The 17,928-nt window shown below is 40.5% G+C and carries 13 protein-coding genes; 8 read left to right on the forward strand and 5 right to left on the reverse strand.

All coding sequences use genetic code 11. The features are described 5' to 3' along the window. The first annotated feature begins 29 nt into the window (after positions 1-29). The 5 genes from G7074_RS14110 to G7074_RS14130 all read left to right on the forward strand — a co-directional run bounded on the left by G7074_RS14110 (position 30) and on the right by G7074_RS14130 (position 7,453). Entirely contained in the window at positions 30-2,816 is a 2,787-nt protein-coding gene (locus G7074_RS14110; protein WP_166208987.1) for a glycoside hydrolase family 2 protein, read from the forward strand. A gap of 352 nt (positions 2,817-3,168) precedes the next feature. Then, positions 3,169-3,723, forward strand: a complete 555-nt coding sequence (locus G7074_RS14115; RefSeq protein WP_124558365.1) for a hypothetical protein — start codon at positions 3,169-3,171, stop codon at positions 3,721-3,723. A gap of 219 nt (positions 3,724-3,942) precedes the next feature. Further along, complete coding sequence (locus tag G7074_RS14120; RefSeq protein ID WP_124558366.1) at positions 3,943-4,998, forward strand: sensor histidine kinase; 1,056 nt, start codon at positions 3,943-3,945, stop codon at positions 4,996-4,998. Then, positions 4,995-5,687, forward strand: a complete 693-nt coding sequence (locus tag G7074_RS14125) for a LytTR family DNA-binding domain-containing protein (RefSeq protein ID WP_124558367.1) — start codon at positions 4,995-4,997, stop codon at positions 5,685-5,687. The genes G7074_RS14120 and G7074_RS14125 overlap by 4 nt, the downstream gene beginning before the upstream one ends. A gap of 23 nt (positions 5,688-5,710) precedes the next feature. Next, positions 5,711-7,453, forward strand: coding sequence for a CocE/NonD family hydrolase (locus tag G7074_RS14130; RefSeq protein ID WP_205944050.1), 1,743 nt, complete (start codon positions 5,711-5,713; stop codon positions 7,451-7,453). A 73-nt stretch (positions 7,454-7,526) separates the two neighbouring features. Here the strand turns inward: G7074_RS14130 and G7074_RS14135 are convergent, their stop codons facing one another. Together G7074_RS14135 and G7074_RS14140 are read right to left on the reverse strand one after the other, a co-directional pair. Next, a complete protein-coding gene (locus tag G7074_RS14135) occupies positions 7,527-8,174 on the reverse strand; it encodes a hypothetical protein (protein WP_166208989.1) in 648 nt (215 codons plus the stop codon). Between the two features lie 349 nt (positions 8,175-8,523). Beyond that, positions 8,524-10,587: a BNR-repeat neuraminidase N-terminal domain-containing protein gene (locus G7074_RS14140; RefSeq protein ID WP_166208992.1), complete on the reverse strand. Its 2,064-nt coding sequence runs from the start codon at positions 10,585-10,587 to the stop codon at positions 8,524-8,526. 254 nt (positions 10,588-10,841) lie between these two features. Between G7074_RS14140 and G7074_RS14145 the strand changes: the two genes are divergently transcribed. Beyond that, positions 10,842-11,678, forward strand: coding sequence for a GyrI-like domain-containing protein (locus G7074_RS14145; RefSeq protein WP_124558370.1), 837 nt, complete (start codon positions 10,842-10,844; stop codon positions 11,676-11,678). Positions 11,679-11,773: 95 nt separating this feature from the next. Next, entirely contained in the window at positions 11,774-12,871 is a 1,098-nt protein-coding gene (locus G7074_RS14150; protein ID WP_240916306.1) for an agmatine/peptidylarginine deiminase, read from the forward strand. A gap of 179 nt (positions 12,872-13,050) precedes the next feature. Here G7074_RS14150 and G7074_RS14155 read toward each other — a convergent pair whose 3' ends face one another. Both G7074_RS14155 and G7074_RS14160 read right to left on the reverse strand, forming a co-directional pair. Next, complete coding sequence (locus G7074_RS14155) at positions 13,051-15,396, reverse strand: right-handed parallel beta-helix repeat-containing protein (RefSeq protein ID WP_166208995.1); 2,346 nt, start codon at positions 15,394-15,396, stop codon at positions 13,051-13,053. Between the two features lie 274 nt (positions 15,397-15,670). After that, entirely contained in the window at positions 15,671-16,411 is a 741-nt protein-coding gene (locus G7074_RS14160) for an SDR family oxidoreductase (protein ID WP_124558373.1), read from the reverse strand. A gap of 78 nt (positions 16,412-16,489) precedes the next feature. On the opposite strand from G7074_RS14160, the gene G7074_RS14165 reads away from it, so the two are divergent. Then, positions 16,490-16,870 carry a helix-turn-helix domain-containing protein gene (locus G7074_RS14165; protein ID WP_124558374.1) on the forward strand — a complete coding sequence of 127 codons (381 nt, stop codon included), beginning with the start codon at positions 16,490-16,492 and terminating at the stop codon, positions 16,868-16,870. Between the two features lie 85 nt (positions 16,871-16,955). Here the strand turns inward: G7074_RS14165 and G7074_RS14170 are convergent, their stop codons facing one another. Next, positions 16,956-17,360: a DoxX family protein gene (locus tag G7074_RS14170; RefSeq protein ID WP_124558375.1), complete on the reverse strand. Its 405-nt coding sequence runs from the start codon at positions 17,358-17,360 to the stop codon at positions 16,956-16,958. Between the last annotated feature and the right edge of the window lie 568 nt (positions 17,361-17,928).

Genomic DNA, 17,928 nt, shown 5'->3' on the forward strand with positions numbered 1-17,928 from the left:
TATTCTACTGTAGAAAATAAAGTTTTACTATGAAAAAAATATTGTTTACCTGTCTTTTTCAGCTTATCCTTATCTCGGGTATGCTGGGGCAGGAAAAAAATACAACCGCAACAGGCGAAGAAGTGATAAATCTGGCCGGAGCATGGTCTTTCCGTATCGATTCTCTTAAAACAGGGGAACAGGAAAAATGGTATAATAAGCCTGCACTGTTTTTTAACCAGAAAATAAAATTGCCTGGCACTACAGACGATGCTGGTTTTGGTAATCCATTACAGTTAAAACCGGTACTTAAGCGGGAAGTTATGCTGCATTTATGGCGTAAATTTTCTTATGTGGGCGCGGCCTGGTATCAAAAAGAGGTGATTATTCCGGCTTCATGGAATAACAGGCAGGTATCGCTTTTATTGGAAAGGGTTATTTGGCAAACCGATGTATGGGTTGATGGAAAAAAAGTGAATACGCAGGGAGAGAGCCTTAGTGCCCCTCATGATTTTGATCTTTCTCCTTTTTTTAAGCCAGGGAAACACACCCTTACCGTAAAGATTGATAACAGTAAAAAGTTCGATATTGGCGATGGACATGCCTATTCTGCAGAAACACAGATTATCTGGAATGGGGTAATCGGTAAAATACAATTGGTTTCAAAACCAGGTGTTTACCTTAAAAATACCCAGGTTTTTACCGAAGAAAAGTTAAACCGGATTAAAGTTGTTAGCGAAATAGATAATAAATTGGGTAAAAACCTTCGCTCAGCGCTTAGCCTGACTGCGGTAAATGGTGAAACAAAATCCGAAAAATCAAATATTCCCCTATCATTAAAGGCGGGCGAAAACATCATAGTAAGCTATATTGATATTAAAGGCCCAATTAAAAAATGGGATGAGTTTAATCCGGCACTGTATAACCTCCATGCATCAATAAAATCTGCAAATTCAACACATAGCACAACTACCCGTTTTGCTTTCAGAACCCTGAGCAGTAAAGGGCCGCAATTGCTAATCAATAACCGGCCATTATTTTTAAGAGGAACCTTAGAATGCAATATTTTTCCATTAACAGGATACCCGCCAATGGAAAAAGAAGGATGGAGAAAAGTTTTTGAAAGTGCAAAAAATTATGGCTTAAACCATCTTCGGTTCCATAGCTGGTGCCCGCCCGAAGCTGCTTTTGAGATGGCAGACGAAATGGGCTTCTATTTGCAGGTAGAGTTACCTGCCTGGTCGCTTAAAATTGGTACTGATAAACTGGCCGACGATTTTTTTGACCGTGAGGCGGGCCGAATGATCAGGTACTATGGTAATCACCCATCATTCTGCTTTTGGAGTATGGGTAACGAAATGCAGGGTAATATGAAGTGGTTAAGTGATGAGGTGATTAAACTAAAATCAGTAGATAATAGACGAATGTATACCACCACTTCTTATACTTTTGAGAAGGGTTTTGGCGACTGGCCATTAGCTGCTGACGATTATTTTATTACACAGCGCACCAAAAAAGGCTGGGTGCGGGGGCAGGGTATTTTCGATGTTGAAGCCCCTTCTTTTAATAAAGACTATACAAAATCAGTTGATAGTTTGCCCGTACCACTCATTACCCATGAAATAGGGCAGTATGCTGTTTATCCTAATATTAATGAAATTGCGAAGTATACCGGCGTATTGGCCCCGCTAAACTTTACGGCAATAAAAGACGACCTTGCCCGGAAAAACATGACTGCTTTTGCCAGCGATTTTACAAACGCCAGTGGCAAACTAGCTGTATTACTTTATAAAGAAGAAATAGAAAGAGCTTTAAAAACCAAAAATGTTAGTGGGTTTCAGTTATTAGATTTACACGATTTTCCAGGACAGGGAACTGCTCTGGTTGGTGTACTCGATGCATTTTGGGATAGCAAAGGTTTAATTAAACCAGTTGATTTCAGGAAATTCTGTGCTCCTGTGGTACCGCTTATCCGGTTTGAAAAAGCAACTTATACCAACAATGAAGTATTTAAAGCGCAAATAGAAGTAGCTAATTACGGGGCTATTCCATTAAAAAATGCCACCGTAGTTTGGCAGATTACAGGAGATGAAGGCGTGGTATTGGCCTCAGGTAAAATATCTGGTGTAAATATCCATTTAGGTAATAGTGCCCTGGCTGAAAATATTAGTACAACTTTAACAAAAGTAACCAGCGCTCAAAAATTAAACGTAAGCGTTAGTATCGAAAATACAACGTATCAAAATAATTGGAGCATTTGGGTTTATCCCGAAAAGGTAAACCCAATACCTGAAGATGTTGTATTTACTACAGATTACAACGAAGCCCTGTTGGCTTTGGAACAGGGTAAAAAGGTGTTGCTAAATCCTGCAAAAGAAAAGATTAATGGCGTTGAAGGGAAATTTGTGCAGGTTTTCTGGAGTCCGGTTCATTTTCCAAACCAACCCGGAACAATGGGCCTATTGGTCGATCCGAAACATCCTGCTTTTGAAAATTTCCCTACCGATAACCATACCGACTGGCAGTGGTGGGACCTCTGTAAAAAATCAACTACTTTGGTGTTAGATAGCATTGGCCTGTCGCCATCAGCCATTGTAGTTAGAAACATTGATAATTTTTTCAAAAACAGAAATATGTCCAGTGTTGTAGAGGCTAAGCTAGGTAATGGTAAGCTATTGCTTTGTACCATGGATTTGCATACCGATATTAACAACAGGCCAGTAGCCAGGCAATTAAAATACAGCTTATTGGGGTATATACACAGTAGCAAATTTAATCCTGTTACGGTTTTAGATATGCGTAATTTCCAAAAGATAGAAAAGAAGGCTAAACAATAAAGGCTGTTGCCCGTATGGCCGTGATTTCTGCATTAGCTTTAAAGGCAAATCCAAATACCACCATTATTGGTCAGCAGTAGTTTGGGGCGTTTGGAATAATCGGCAGATAAGAAATATAAGGATCAGCAGCAATTTATGAAGGTAAAAAAAGTATATTGACGGTTATTTACGCGCTTACTTTGTTTGCATGTAAGAAACAAGAAACACTTCCACCTCAAACTGCACAGGGTAGTAATAACTTTGGATGCTATGTTTACAGCAGAAGATAGTGAGGGGAATTAGGTAAGTATTAGCGAGGGGCGCTTTGATGTTATTTTTAAGAATCAATAACAAAGAAATAAATAACAAGTTAATGATACACAGACAGATTATCTACATTTTTTTATTCGTGCTATGTACAGGGAAATTATATGCACAGGAGCAGCTTAGAACCAAGCAAGAGAAGGGTTATTTTAATGTTACTGAGTTTGGTATATATCCGGGTAGTGCCAAAATTAATTTAATGGGCGGTAAATTAAGTTCTTCTGCCAATATACGCAGCATCCGAACAACTAATGGTTTGTTCATCAATCCAAATTTAAGCCTGGGTATAGGGATTGGGCTTGATGGTGTTGATACTGATTTATTTGGATTCTACAATACTTTTAATATAACTGCCGATGCAAGATATTATCTTAAAAACTCCAGAAGCGGTTTCTTTTTTTATGGAATAGTTGGTCCATCTGTTAAAATTGATGATAATTTCAGTGATGGCTTTCTTTTTAATGTTGGAGCAGGTCATAAATTTACCCTGGGCAAGAGTTTTGTTTTAGTACCAGGTCTGGGTTTCGACCATCAATATTTAAAAAATGGATTAGCTAAATACAATGTGGAGTCATTGGCAATCAAGATTGGGGTTCTGTTCTAAAAAATAATTTCTACATAATACAGTTAATGAGGGTACACCAGAGTAACTCACCATTTTATTGATTTTACTAAAAGCCGGCTTATTCATTTAGACCGGCTTTTTTTATAGTAAATTTCTGCAGGGTACCTATCCCCGCATTCATCCTCTGGTTTCTTGCATCCATGTACTTTATCTTTTATATTGCTTTTAGTTTGTGTTCCTTTGGCAAGAAGAAAAAAAATGAATCAGACTCATATTTCACTTTATTGGAGATGCCAGCTCATCGGGTGGACAACTGCTTCTCTCTATTGGGCATTTGTAGCCATTACCAGCGGCGAGTTTCACTGGGGCTTAGGTTTTGCTCAGCTGGTAACCGATGTGATGCTTTACATAGGTATTACCCATCTTTATAAACTATTCGCCGAAAGCAATAAATGGCAGCTCCTGCCTTTAAATAGTTTGATTGTAAGGATGTTTATTGCAGTTCCGGTAATGGGCATTATTTATACCTGCACTACAATCCCAAAAGTATATTTTTTGCGAACTATGTTTGTGAATAACAGGCGGCTAGATTGGGATCAGTTTGCACTGATCAATATTTCGGGCATATTTATGGCCGGTATCAGGTTAATGGCCATCTGGTTACTGGCTTATCATCTTTACCATTATGCTAAAAGGGAGATATTTCTGGCTGCAGAAAACGCCCGGCTCCAATTGGGTTTTAAGCAGGCACAACTCGATAATCTTTCCAGTCAGCTTAATCCACATTTTCTTTTCAATGCACTCAATACCGTTAAATCACTTATTTATACCAAACCAGATGGTGCTGCGAGAGGAATAGACCTGCTGAGTGAAATTTTGCGCAATAGTTTATACAGCGGAAACGCGATGATGGTGCGCCTGGATGAAGAAATTGAATTGGTAAAAGATTACCTCGAGCTCGAAAGCATGCGCATGGAAGAAAGGCTAAGTTTTGAATTCCAGATTAAGGTTCCGGCTTTATCGGTAATGATTCCGCGTCTGAGTTTACAATTACTGGTTGAAAATGCGGTGAAACATGGAATAGCGAAAAAGGTAGCAGGGGGTAAATTGAGCATTACGGTTTATGAGCAGGATGGTTTTTTAAGGATTGAGGTATTAAATCCCGGCAGGTTGGAACAGGATAATGAAAATGCTGGCATTGGACTGGAAAATTTAAGAGACAGGCTGGATATTGGGTACAAAGGAGCGGCTACATTCAACATCAGTCAGCAAAAAGAAAATGTTTTGGCAACCTTAACCATTCCGATCAAATGAAAACAATAAGAACATTGGTTATTGATGATGAGCGCCAGGCCAGGGCCGAAATGATCAGGATGCTAAAAGCTTACCCGCAAATTGTGGTATTGGGCGAAGCTGCAGATGGCTTTGAAGGCAGGAAAATGATTGAGCTTTTGCAGCCCGATTTAATTTTTTTAGATATTCAAATGCCCGGTCAAACCGGTTTTGAAATGCTCGAATCGTTGAGCCACATCCCCCAGGTAATTTTTGTAACTGCTTACGATAGCTATGCGCTCCAGGCTTTTGAAGTAAGTGCGCTCGATTACCTGATGAAACCCGTGCGCAGTGAACGACTGGATAAAGCCGTAAATATAATTACCAAACGTTGCCAGGGACAGTTTGAACCAACTTTTTTTGTCAAAGACAGAAATAAACTCCACCTGATTAAATGGAGTACGATAGAGTTGATTGCCTCTGAAGAGAATTATGTGAGGCTCTATTATGGAAAGGAGCAGGTATTGATGAAAAACTCGTTAAATAATATAGAGAAAAACCCTGATTGTGCCATGTTTTTTAGGGCATCGAGAGAGCGGATGTTTAATATTAATAATGTAGCCTCAGTAGAAAGTAATGAAGGTAGGATTTCGGTAACGCTCTCATCCGGAACTCGCGTACAACTATCCGAACGTCAGTCTGTACGGTTCAGGAACCTTAAAAAAAGATAAATTAAAATTTAGTTAAGATGAAAATGAACAGAAAATTTTTCGGTATGGCTGTGCTATGCCTTTTAATTGCCCGGTTTGGTATGGCTCAGCAGAAACTAAGCTTGCCCGATACTGCCAATTACATTATTCGGGATAGTGTTTTGATTAAAACCAATTATGGTATTACACTTTCTGCTGTTGTGGTGCAGAAAAAGGGCATCACAGCGAAGTTGCCCTGTGCGCTGATGTACCTGATTTATTCGGATACAAACAGAAGCCTTGCCGAAGCCAAATTTGCTGCTGATAAAGGTTATGTTGGCATTGTGGCTGATGCAAGAGGAAAGCGGCTCAGTCCCGATAATCCGGAACCTTATGAACACGAGGCGCGTGATGTGAATGCCGTAATTGATTGGATTGTAACCCAGCCATGGAGCGATGGCCGTGTGGGTATGTATGGCGGCAGTTTTTCGGGCTTTGCACAGTGGGCGGCTACCAAATATTTGCACCCTGCTTTAAAAACAATTGTGCCCTATGTGGCTTCCATCCCAGGTTTAGGCTTGCCAATGGAGAACAATATTTTTTTAAACGCCAATTACCAATGGGCTTTCCATGTTACCAACAATAAATATACCGACGATGTGGTGAATAACGACAATGCAAGGTGGGCACGTATGCGGAATAACTGGTGGCAAAGCGGAGCAGCCTATAACCGTATTGATAGTATAGATGGAACGCCTAATCCCTGGCTCCAAAAATGGATTTCGCATCCCGCTTACGATGCTTACTGGCAATCGATGGTGCCTTACGGCGAGGATTTTGCAAAGATTAATATTCCTGTGCTCAGCATTACGGGCTATTACGATGATGGGCAGGTTTCGGCGCTCGAATACCTCAGGGAGCATTACAAATACAGGCCTTCTGCAGAACACTATCTGGTTATCGGTCCTTACGATCATTTTGGCGCACAAAAGGGAGGAGCAGCAACACTAAAGGGATATAAAGTCGATCCTGTGGCATTAATTAATACCAGGGAGCTCACTTTTGAATGGCTGGATCATATTTTAAAAGGAAAAGAAAGACCGGCACTGCTAAGGGATAAGATTAATTTCGAAGTGATGGGTGCCAATGTATGGAAACACGTACCTGCTATGGACAAGGTAGAGGCTCATCAGGTTAGGTTTTATCTCGATCGTGCTCCAAATGGTAACACTGTTTTATCCAGGATTAAACAGCGAAAAGAAACCTTTATTGTGCAAAGGGTTGATATGGTAGACAGGAACAGTTATTACAATGATTATTATCCAAGCCAGATTATTAAGAAAGAAATTGATAAAACAAACGGCATTTTCTTTACCAGCAAAGCTTTTGATCGGGATGTATCGGTTAGTGGTTATTTAACAGGAACACTAAAGGCCATTATCAATAAAAAAGATATGGATGTTGGTTTGGTGCTTTATGAAATTACACCAGAAGGCGAATATTTTCAGCTATCCTATTTCCTGGGCCGGGCCAGTTACGCTAAAGATATGTCTCAGCGCAGGCTACTTACTCCGGGTAAAGCAGAAACCATACCTTTTTACAGGTCTAGATTTTTTAGCCGGCAATTAAGAAAAGGAAGCAGGCTGTTGGTGGTGCTCAACATTGATAAAAATCCTTTTGCCCAGGTAAATTATGGTAGCGGAAAAGATGTTAGCAAGGAAACGGTAAAAGACGCCGGAAAGCCGTTGCAAATCCGCTGGTCGAATACAGGTTTCGTTGATCTCCAGGTTTCGGATACTAACTTTTGATCTGATTTTTAGTTAAAAAGAAAACCCCGTTTAGTTTAAACGGGGTCTCTTACTGTTTGTTTGGTTTGTTGGTTTATTTTTCCAGTTGTACCAGAGCCTGGTCAATCTGCTTTTCTTTCCAGGCATCGATATTTGGATGGGTCATTTTGCTGATATTGGCGGCTACTGATAAAGAAGGGGTTGCATTTTTGGTAAACGATGCAATATCATTTACGGTTGTGTTAAATATTTTAAGTGTGGTAAAAAACCACCTGTCCATATTTCTGATGTTTTGGAAATTGGTATTCGCACTTAAATATTCGTTGTTCGCTTTTTCACAGTAATCGTACTGAACTTTATCCAGTAGCATTAACTTATCGGTTATTTGTGCCAAAACTTCATTCGATAGTGCTAATCCTTTAATACCGATTACCCGGTTATTTAATATGAAATAGTCTAAACCTTCAAAAGTAATGGTAGTAAGGCTGGCCCTGTCGAAAATATGCTCTGCGGCTGGCAGGTTGGCCAGCTGCGATGCTGATTTGTTGCGGCTATTATTGAAAGCGCGTCTTTGTGTTACCAAACGGTCAATCAGTGCATCGCCGTTTAATTTATTTGAAACTTCGAACATGCTTTCACCGTTTTTTGCCATTTGCTTTGCTGGTGTCAGGGTTTTAAGCTGCGCGTTGGTTAACAAAGTAATAAAACAAAGAATTGGCGTAAGGGAAAGGGTAATTTTCATTGTTCGGTTAATTTCCACAAAAATATACCTTTTTTGCTTAAACCGAAATATTTGTATGTTTAGTATTACAGTTTTAAAGCTTTTTTGCTATTTAGATATTGACAAATGTCATCAACATGATTTTTATGCATTTGATTCTGAACGCGATGTTGTTAAGTGCCTTGCCGGGCAGGAATTTTTTTAATCTAAAACTAATCATCCAGCCATGTACGCATAGCTGGATCATTGTATTACAAAAAGATAGTTTAAGGCGTACAAATAAGTAATGGCCGGCAATACGCTGGTGATGATTGGATATTCGGCCTTAGAATATCCAATCGGGCTCGTATTGCAACGCTTGTGGAATGACTTATTTAGAAAGATCGAATACGGTGAGTACGGCAGCATGATCTGAAGGCCATACATCGTCAATTTCGGGAGCAGTTCGGATAATTTTAGAAGCGATTGGTTTAATGCCCTGTCCCTTGTAATAAATATAATCAATCCGTGAGGTTTGCAAATGACCAAATATAGCAGCAAATGTTCCAGCCGGGTGGCTTAACTCATTGGGGTTAATGAATCTGTAAGTATCGGTATAACCACGCTCTAACATTAATTTAGAGATTGGAAAAGCTACAGGGCCATAACCATTATGCAGGGGAGCAGCCCTTGCAGTCCAGTCGAGGTGGCTGCCTGAATTGAAATCGCCCGAAACAATAACCGCCATATCGGTACCTTTAACAACAGGATCAATATCAGTATCCATATTTACTGCGGCATCGGCAGCACCAAGCATGGCATCTTCTTTTATCCAATCGTTTACATCCAAACCTTTGTTCAGGTAATAATCGGTGTATTCGGGGCGGTAAGCATACCTTAACCACCAGTCTGCTACCAAAATCTGCCTTGCATTGGGTAAGGTAATGATGCCTGGTGTAGATTTAAAAGGTTCTTTAGCGGTTAATTTGGTAATGGGGTAGCGGCTAAAAAGGGCAAGGTTTGCATTGGCCGATGCGGTAATCATCTTGAAGTTTAGCGAGTCGGCAAGCATTTGTTGTGTGCCATAAGCTTCCTGCATGCAAATTACATCAGCCGAAGTGCTTCTGATGAGTTCCTTAACGCGGTTTTTGCCATTGTTGCCCATGTGTACGCCACCGTGCCAGATGTTCCACTGCAAAAGTTTTAATGTATTTTCTTTGCCCTGCATCGGAACAACGGTTTTTGTGATATTGGTATTTTCTGCCTCAGGCTGGTATTTTTTTCCGTTTAAGGTAAAGTCCGAAATTGCGCCTTTTATGGTATTGCTAACTACTGCATGCTTTTGGATATCGAGCGTAACTAAAAAGTAATTGATACCACTTTTTAAAACAAATGGTTTGCCTGCGGTAAAGGTTAGTTTTTTTGCAGCCATGCTTCCATTTCCAAATAATTCAGTTCTTACGGCATCCCTGGCACTTTTACCTGTATAATAAACATGTACCCGCTCTATATCGGTTAAATGGGTTGTTCCTTCGAAGTTTAGTGTAAGTTCAGTTAGTTTTAATGGCTGCTCTGTTCCATTTATGGCTATGCGGAGCTTTAACAACTGGTCGTTTTTGGCTCCCTGCCCAGCATCCCATTCACTTGCTATGGTAACCGCATTAAATACCTCCTGGTTTTTAGCTGCGAGAGCAAACAGTCTGTTGTCATTCGCTACCAGGTAAGCTAGTGGGAGATTGCCTTTGTAATTTAAACGTGTATTTCTGAGGTGATAGGCCTGATGTCCCTTCCCAACCAGATTCAGACATACATCATCTTTCAAATCATCAAAATTATAATAAGCCTTAAGGTTTTTAAAATTAGGGTGCCTTGCCGTTAGTGGTTTCGAAGCCCAAAGTTGAAGCACCTGCTGGGGAATTGCGGTATTCCAGATTCTTACTTCATCAATTAGTCCGCCAAAAGTATTTTCAGCTTTATCGTATACGCCAATGGTTCCGGGCAAAATGGCCATTTTACCTTTTGAGGTACCAATGAGTTTGCCGTCCTGGTATAGTTTGGTTTCAGCGCCGTTATTACTTAAGGCAACATAATGCCATTTATCGTCAAGTACATTTGTTGAGGTGAGCTTAGCTGCGGGGCAGTGTAATTTTCCCTCGTGAATTTGCAGGGGTATTTCATCCAGTCCATCCAGGTTGCCGTACTCTCCAACACCAATTATGGTTTCAATTTTTTTCCAGCTTAAATCATTCCCTTTTATCCAGGCCTCTATGGTCCATGCTTTTTCCATAATGGGCATCCCGATACAGGGATTATTATCGGCCCCGTCTAAATGCAATGCAAAATTGCTTGTTGCTCGCGGTTTCTGCGCTTTGGCAGCCAATAGGGTTAAGCAGGATAAAGTGTATAGTAAAAATAATTTCCGAAAAGGGAAAAGCTTGCGGTTTAGCGCTTTCATAAAATTGGTTTACTCTAGATGAATTATTGGTTAGCTGGCAGCTGTTAAAATGGTTTAACATAGCTAATGGCTGCTTACGGGTAAAACTAGATTAATTTTGTGTGATTTTTTATTTCTTCAATGCACAAACGTTTGTTTAGCCGCGTGGCTGCGCGGGTATAATTGAACAAGCTTAACAATTTGGCTTACAATATGCCGTTTTACTTTTTTTACGAATTGTTTTTATTAAATTTCATTAATCAATTATTCAAGTAATGATAAGTACTGATGCTGCCAACCTGTATTGTGTCTACAATACCATCAACCTGATTGAGCAGCGGTACGACCAGTCGATTTCGATCAAAGAGATCGAAGATGTTTCCAATTACTCTTACCGCAATATTCAGCGGATTTTTAAATACAGCTGTGGCGAAACCATTGGCGCTTACCAGCAGAGGCTGCGCGTAGAAAATGCCTATAAATTAATTCTTTATACTAAGGAAAGCCTTACTACCATTGCACTAAAGGTTGGCTTTGCTAATCTGGCTTCGTTTTCAAAGGCTTTTAAACAGCATTTTGGCATTTCGCCCAAACTGGCCAAATCGGGTAAAACACAGTTGTTTAATACTACCCATTTGGTGCCGGTAAAAGCAGCAGGTGTGCTAAAGCCCGAAATTGTATATCTGCCAGCCGTAAAAGTTTATTATAAAAGTACTTTTATCCAGTACACCAACCCAGAGATTGAACAGTTGTGGGGTAATTTTGTAAAGCATGTATTTCCACTGCACGATACCGAATATTTCGGCATTATTGCCGATGAACCCCTGATTAGAAATGAGCTGGCCTGTAAGTACGATGCCTGTGCTTCGCAACCGGCACAAGACGAAAAATTGCCGTCTAAAATGATAATGGGTGGCAGGTATGCCCAGTTTCTTCACAAAGGGAAATACGAAACTTTAGACGATACCTACCAGAAAATTTATGCTGGCTGGATTTTAGATTGCGGACTTGAATTTTCGCATAGCCCCATTATCGAGCGTTACATCAGGCATGCCGATAATACCGAAAGTGAAGAAGAGCTGTTAACAGCGATACTGTTGCCATTAAAATAAAGGTTGTCAATTTCAGACAACTTTATAGTTTTTTATACGGCTAGTTTTGCCCTATAAAAAAAAGAATATTAATCATGAAAAAAATGGGAATCATAATGATGTTATTACCAGCAGTTTTATTATCATGTACCGAAGGCGAATTAGATACAATTTCAAAGCCTTCTGATAGCGCTATTGTTTATACTATGCCCGATGAATCAGCTCCGCACGAAGGCACCTGGCTGCAATGGCCGCATCAATACCAGTATGGGGCAACTTACCGCAACAGGTTAGATGCTACCTGGGTTTCGATGGCAAAAGAACTGGCTTTAAGCGAAAAGGTACATGTTGTTGCTTACGATGAAACCGAGAAAAACCGGATTATTGCCTTACTTAAAACAGCTGATGCTCAGCTAAGCAATATCGATTTTAAAGTTTACCAAACTGATGATGTGTGGGTAAGGGATAACGGCCCTATCTATGTAAAGGATAAAAATGGTCAGCTTTTTATTCAGGATTGGGGCTTTAATGGTTGGGGAGGCAAAGCCGAGTTTAGTAAGTGTGATGCTATACCTTCAAAAATAGCGGCCGATCAACAAATTAAGCGAATAGACCTGAATGCAGTGATGATAAATGAGGGTGGTAGTGTTGAAGTTGATGGCCAGGGTGTACTTATGGCTTGTAAAAGTTCTATTCTGAATAAAAACAGAAACAGAGGAATGACTTTGCAGGAAGCCGAAGCTATATTTACCAAATATTTAGGCATCAGCAAATTTATCTGGCTTGAGGGTAAAGCAGGCCTCGATATTACCGATATGCATATTGATGGATTTGCACGTTTCGCCAACGCTTCGACTATTATTACCATGAATGCAAACGATTTGGATTATTGGCAGGTTCCGGCGGCTGATGCAGACAAACTATATGCTGCAACCGATAAAAAAGGAGCTGCCTATAACTTTGTAAAAGTTCCGCTTACTAAAAATGATGTGGTTACCACCTATGGTAAAAATTTAGGTAAGGCTTCCTATATCAATTACTATATCGCCAATAACCGCGTTTTAGTACCTAACTATAACGACCCAAATGATGCGGTAGCAAACGAAATCATCCAGAAGCTGTACCCTGGTAAAAAGGTGGTAGGGATTGATTGCCGTAACCTATTTGCCAATGGTGGTATGGTGCATTGTGTTACGCAACAGCAACCGAGGTAAAATTAGAGAGACTGTAGCTTGTTTCAACATAGCAACAGTCTCTTCTCAAACCAAACAATAATTTTCACAAAGAGAATCGTCATTTCGAGCGGAGTGTAACGGAGTCGAGAAATCTATTAGAGATTTCTCCATTCGCTGCGCTTCAGTCGAAATGACGATCATTCTCCGGGTCTACCATCCTAATCCTTTAACGATATTTCTATTTTCTTCTCTTGCTGGTCTCTCATAATCAGTACTGTAGCATGCCCTTTCCATTTTACCGCATTGTGGAGTTTCAGTAAATCGGCAACACTATTTATGGGGTTTTGATCGAGATTGACAATTACATCACCTTTTTTGAACAAATTCTTTTCGGCAATTGAGCCTTTTTTAATTTCAACCAACAAAGCCCCATTGTCATTATGTATACCAGCAGCAGACCGTTCGCCTAAGTTTTCTATGTTTTTAACCGTTGCGCCCAGCCATTCGCCCTGTACGGATCTGTTGGCAGAAACAGTGGTAATTAGCGGCATAATTTTAGGGCTTTTCGACAATTTTTTTAGTCTTGGGTCGGTTACGCCAAAATTCATAGCGAAATTCTTAAATCCTATTGCAAGGGCAGGAGAGCCGCTTCTTAGCCTAAAGTCGCCGGTTTTCTCATTTTCGAACAAGGCATTTCCGGCTGTACTGTTGGCATCTATTTTTGCTTGTTGTGTTTTAGCCAGCGCATCGGCCGATAAGAAAAAGTTATGGTTTACCTCTTTGCCCCAATAATCGATTTGAATTGGTGCGTAGGCAGTGGTAACGATATTATTTTTAAAAACATCGCCGCTGTTTTTTAGCCATACATGCGGATGGAAAGTGTTGTTGATGATGATGTTGTTGTAAACGGTACGGTGGTAACCTTCGCGGAGTTTAAGTCCGCCACTTAAACAAATATTGTTGTAAATCTGGTAGTTACTGCTTCCGTCATCAAGGTCAATATCCCAGCCGTGATCGCATTGGAACCTGTTGTTGCGGAGCACAATTGGTGCTGTAATATCCAATAGTTCAATACCTGGCCTTGCAGCAACAATACTATCCATCAGTTTTCTTTCGGGTCGCCAGAACCGGTCCCTGCCCCAGGAGTTAAATGCTCCATGATCGCCGGTTTCTAAAACGGTGTCAAATACATCGTTAAATTCGATAATGTGACCGCCCCATGTACCTTCGCTAACATTTATGCCCGCCCGTGGAACTTCGTAAATGGTGTTGTGCGAAACAAGGATATTTTGCGACATGGATATTTCTACCCCTGCCGATTGTTTTTCGATGGTGCCAATATTGTTAATCAGGTTATTGATGGCTTCGCAGTGTTGCGGAAAGTTGTCTGATTTTGGTCCGGCTTCGAAATCCATTTTGTCCCAGGGAATAAATTGCTCATACCTGAAAGCAGGTGAGCGTACCGCATCGGGATCGCCAACAAAGGCCAATGCACTGGCACCAATGTTATAGATGTGGTTGTTCGAAATCTTATCGTTTTTATTGTATTTGCTTAAAAAAACAGCATTACCACCTAAGTTGTAAAAATTGCAGTTCCTGATGCTAATGTTTTCGGTCCCTTCCAGCAAAATAGCACCACCACGGTAAATGGTCCAATCGCTGCGTAGTAATGGTTCTTTTCCCAGCATAAAGCTCCGGGCAGTTTCTGTAAAGTCAATCCCATTTATGCTAATATTCTTTACCGGCGATTTCAGATCGCCTTTAATGTGGATCAGATCCGTTAGCCTGCTGAAAGTGAAATTAGCCTGGTTAATATCGGTTCCTGTTGGTGGAATAAGAAAGAGTGTTTTGCTTTTGCGGTTGTAAAACCATTCTCCTGGTGCATCCAGTTCTTCAAAAATATTTTCTACAAAACGGTATTTGGCGTGCATTTTAGCAGGTCGGTTATTTTGCCAGCCACCTTCGTAATTGAGTTCGCCAGTTTTACTTTTGCCGGTTATCTGGTAGTGGAAACCTCCCCACTCGCCGGCATGTAGGGCATGGATATAACCATTTTCGGGGTTTGCCCAGGTTTTTACGCGTGCAGGGGCAATTGCATCGGCTGCCGTACCCTTAAATACGCGGGCCTGAGGATCGTAATTGGGATAGCGCGCCATTGGTAAATTCTCGCCGTTCATAAACAGTTGATCGGGGGCTGTTTCAAAATCGATCTGCGCCGAATAAATATTGTCTTTATAGCTTTTCCAGATTAGTTTGTTTTTTGCCGATGCCGAGATGGTTACTTTTGCTCCTTTGGCTGCTGTAATATTCAGCGATTTTAAATGGTAGCTGGCGCCCGAAATGGTAATTGTTTTTTGAGGGCTGTACACACCTGATGCCAGTTCAATCACTACATCTTTTCCTTTTTGTTTTAGGGCACTTTCAATGGCGTATTCTAAAGTTTTGATAGGTTGCCTGGCTGTTCCCAGATTTTTATTGTTTCCTGCAGGCGAAACAAAGAGGGTTTGCCCCTGACAAAAACTAAACACAAACAATGCAAGGAGGCAGGTAGTTAATCTTTTCATGCTAAAAATATCTGGTTAACACTCAGAATCAGCTAACTAAATAATGAAGCATTGCTTAGGGCTTGATCTTAAATGTTTTACAAAGAAAGAATAAGTAGGGGAGATAAATTTAACCTGATAAGCAACTTATTCTCTTATATTGGCATTGGCAGGCTGCAGCTGCGTTTTACTTTAGAGATGTATAGCCTAGGGAGGATTATTTTGCAATCGGGCATGAAATAGAGCCGCCAACCTTTAAAGCCTTTGCCTGTAAGCTGGCAACTCATTGTTACCGTTACAGGCTCATGCCGCCATCCATAACAATTTCGGCACCGGTAATAAAGCTAGCTGCTTCGCCACAAAAATAGGCTACCATTTTTCCTACATCCTCGGCTTTTCCAAACTGTTTTAAGGGTACCCGTTCTAATATCCATTCGTTTACCTGGCTCAACTGTTCGGGCGTATAGCCGGCTTTGTTCATAATTTCGGTTGCGGTTGGGCCGGGGCTTACACTGTTTACCCGTATTTTACGTGGTGCCAGTTCGATAGCAGCAATGCGCATTACCGCATTAAGTGCCGATTTGCCTGAAGAATAAATAGAGCTATTGGCAGCGTTCATGCTGGCTGTGTTGGAAGATAGGAAAACAACCGATGCCCCATCGTTCAGCAAGGGGATAAACCTGCTCAGTGTAAAGTAAGCTCCTTTAAAATTTACCCCGATTACATTGTCGAAAGCCGTTTCGGTGGCATTTTCGATTGTTGTATTTTCGAGCACACCTGCATTGATGAATAAGATATCAATTTTGCCAAACTGCTGCTGTACTGCTAAGGCCAGTTGTTGTATTTCGTTTACATTACCTTGGTCGGCTATCATGCCTGTTACACCCAATGCAGCGGCTGCTTCGTCTACAGCAGCTTTTCTGCGACCGGTAATAATTACTTCGGCACCTTGTACCTTTAACTCTTTTGCGGTGGCGTAACCTATGCCGCTATTGCCGCCGGTTACCAGCGCCGTTTTTCCTTTTAAATGTTCCATGACAATTATTTTTTTGTTTGAGCAAAACTAAAGCTATATTGGTATACTTTTGTAAGTAGTATAACGAAGTATACCAGTATGAACGAGAAAGAACTGCTCGAAAAATCGAACCAAATCTTAGCTAATCCACGTAACCAGGAGGAAGAAATACAGGCGCTGCAGGATACCCTGTACGTTTTAAGCGGTAAATGGAAAATCCCGATCATCAATTCCATCTGCAATGGAAATCGACGTTTTCGTGACATTGAGCGGAGCATTCCGGGTATTACCACCCGCATGCTTTCTAAAGAATTAAAGGAAATGAGCGCCAACCAACTTATTAAACGAACGGTAGTTGATGATACACCAGTGATCATCGAATATTCGCCAACCGATTACTGTCACTCGTTTGGCAGCATTATTTTAGAAATGATTAAATGGGGCAAAGCGCATAGGCAACACTTAAAAGAACAACCATAAGTTTATCTTCTAAGTAGCCACAAAACGCAATAAAACCTGCACTGGTTAAAATCCAATGCAGGTTAAGTGAATTTGCTGAAGACAGTTAGTTTGCTGGCTCGGCAATAACTGGCGAATAGGTTGCGGCGTAAATTTTACTGAACATGATATAGGTTACCGACACCATGATAAAAGCAACAATAGCATCAACAGTGGCTGCCGCACCAATAACACTCAGTTTAGAGCAAAATGCGAAGATGATATCGAAAAATATCCCGGCAAATACCCATTCTTTTAAGCGTAGAAAACGGTTAGGGGTTAAAAGAACTGCAATGCCTGATAGTTTGGCTACTCCAAGCACATAAATAAAATAGGCCGGATAGCCGAGTTGCAAGGTAATATCCCACACAATAGGGTTTTTGGTAAGTTCAAATATACCACTTGCACCAAACCATAAAGCTGTTAATGCTGCACCAATCCAGTAAATTCTTTTTGCAATTTTAAGTTTCATAATATTTTCTTTTTTTAGTTTCTGAAACAAATTTGCTGCAAAATACCCCCCTAAACCAGCTTGTTATAGCCGAAATAGACAATTTAGCAGTTGGGATGGGCGGTAGGTGAGGTGAAAGTAAATCACGTACAATTTTAACCACATAAGAAATATAAGCTTAAATGTGCTGACCTGACTTATATGTTTGAAATGATAATGACGAAGTGTAATGCCCGGTCTTTGAGATTTGCCTAACAATAACTGCCTTTGAGTAAATTTTTCCTTTTTATTTTCTGAAAATTTACCTGTTCTCGCTAAAACTTGCCTGACATTAACACGGGCTTCGATTTTGAACCGGATATGATTTTTGTCTTGATCAAAATTCACTGACATTGTAAAACTAATCAGTCTGTATTTGAATACTTACTTTTAGGTAACATTTATGTTGCGTTTTGTAATTTTTGAATTTGTATCAGAATGGTTAATATTGATTTGATAAATCGTTTTATCAACAACCAGATATGATAATGAGCCCGGGTAAACTGCCTTTATTTAGCAGTATGCATTTGTGTAACCGGATTTTATTTGT

The organism is Pedobacter sp. HDW13, from assembly GCF_011303555.1.
Lineage (GTDB): Bacteria > Bacteroidota > Bacteroidia > Sphingobacteriales > Sphingobacteriaceae > Pedobacter.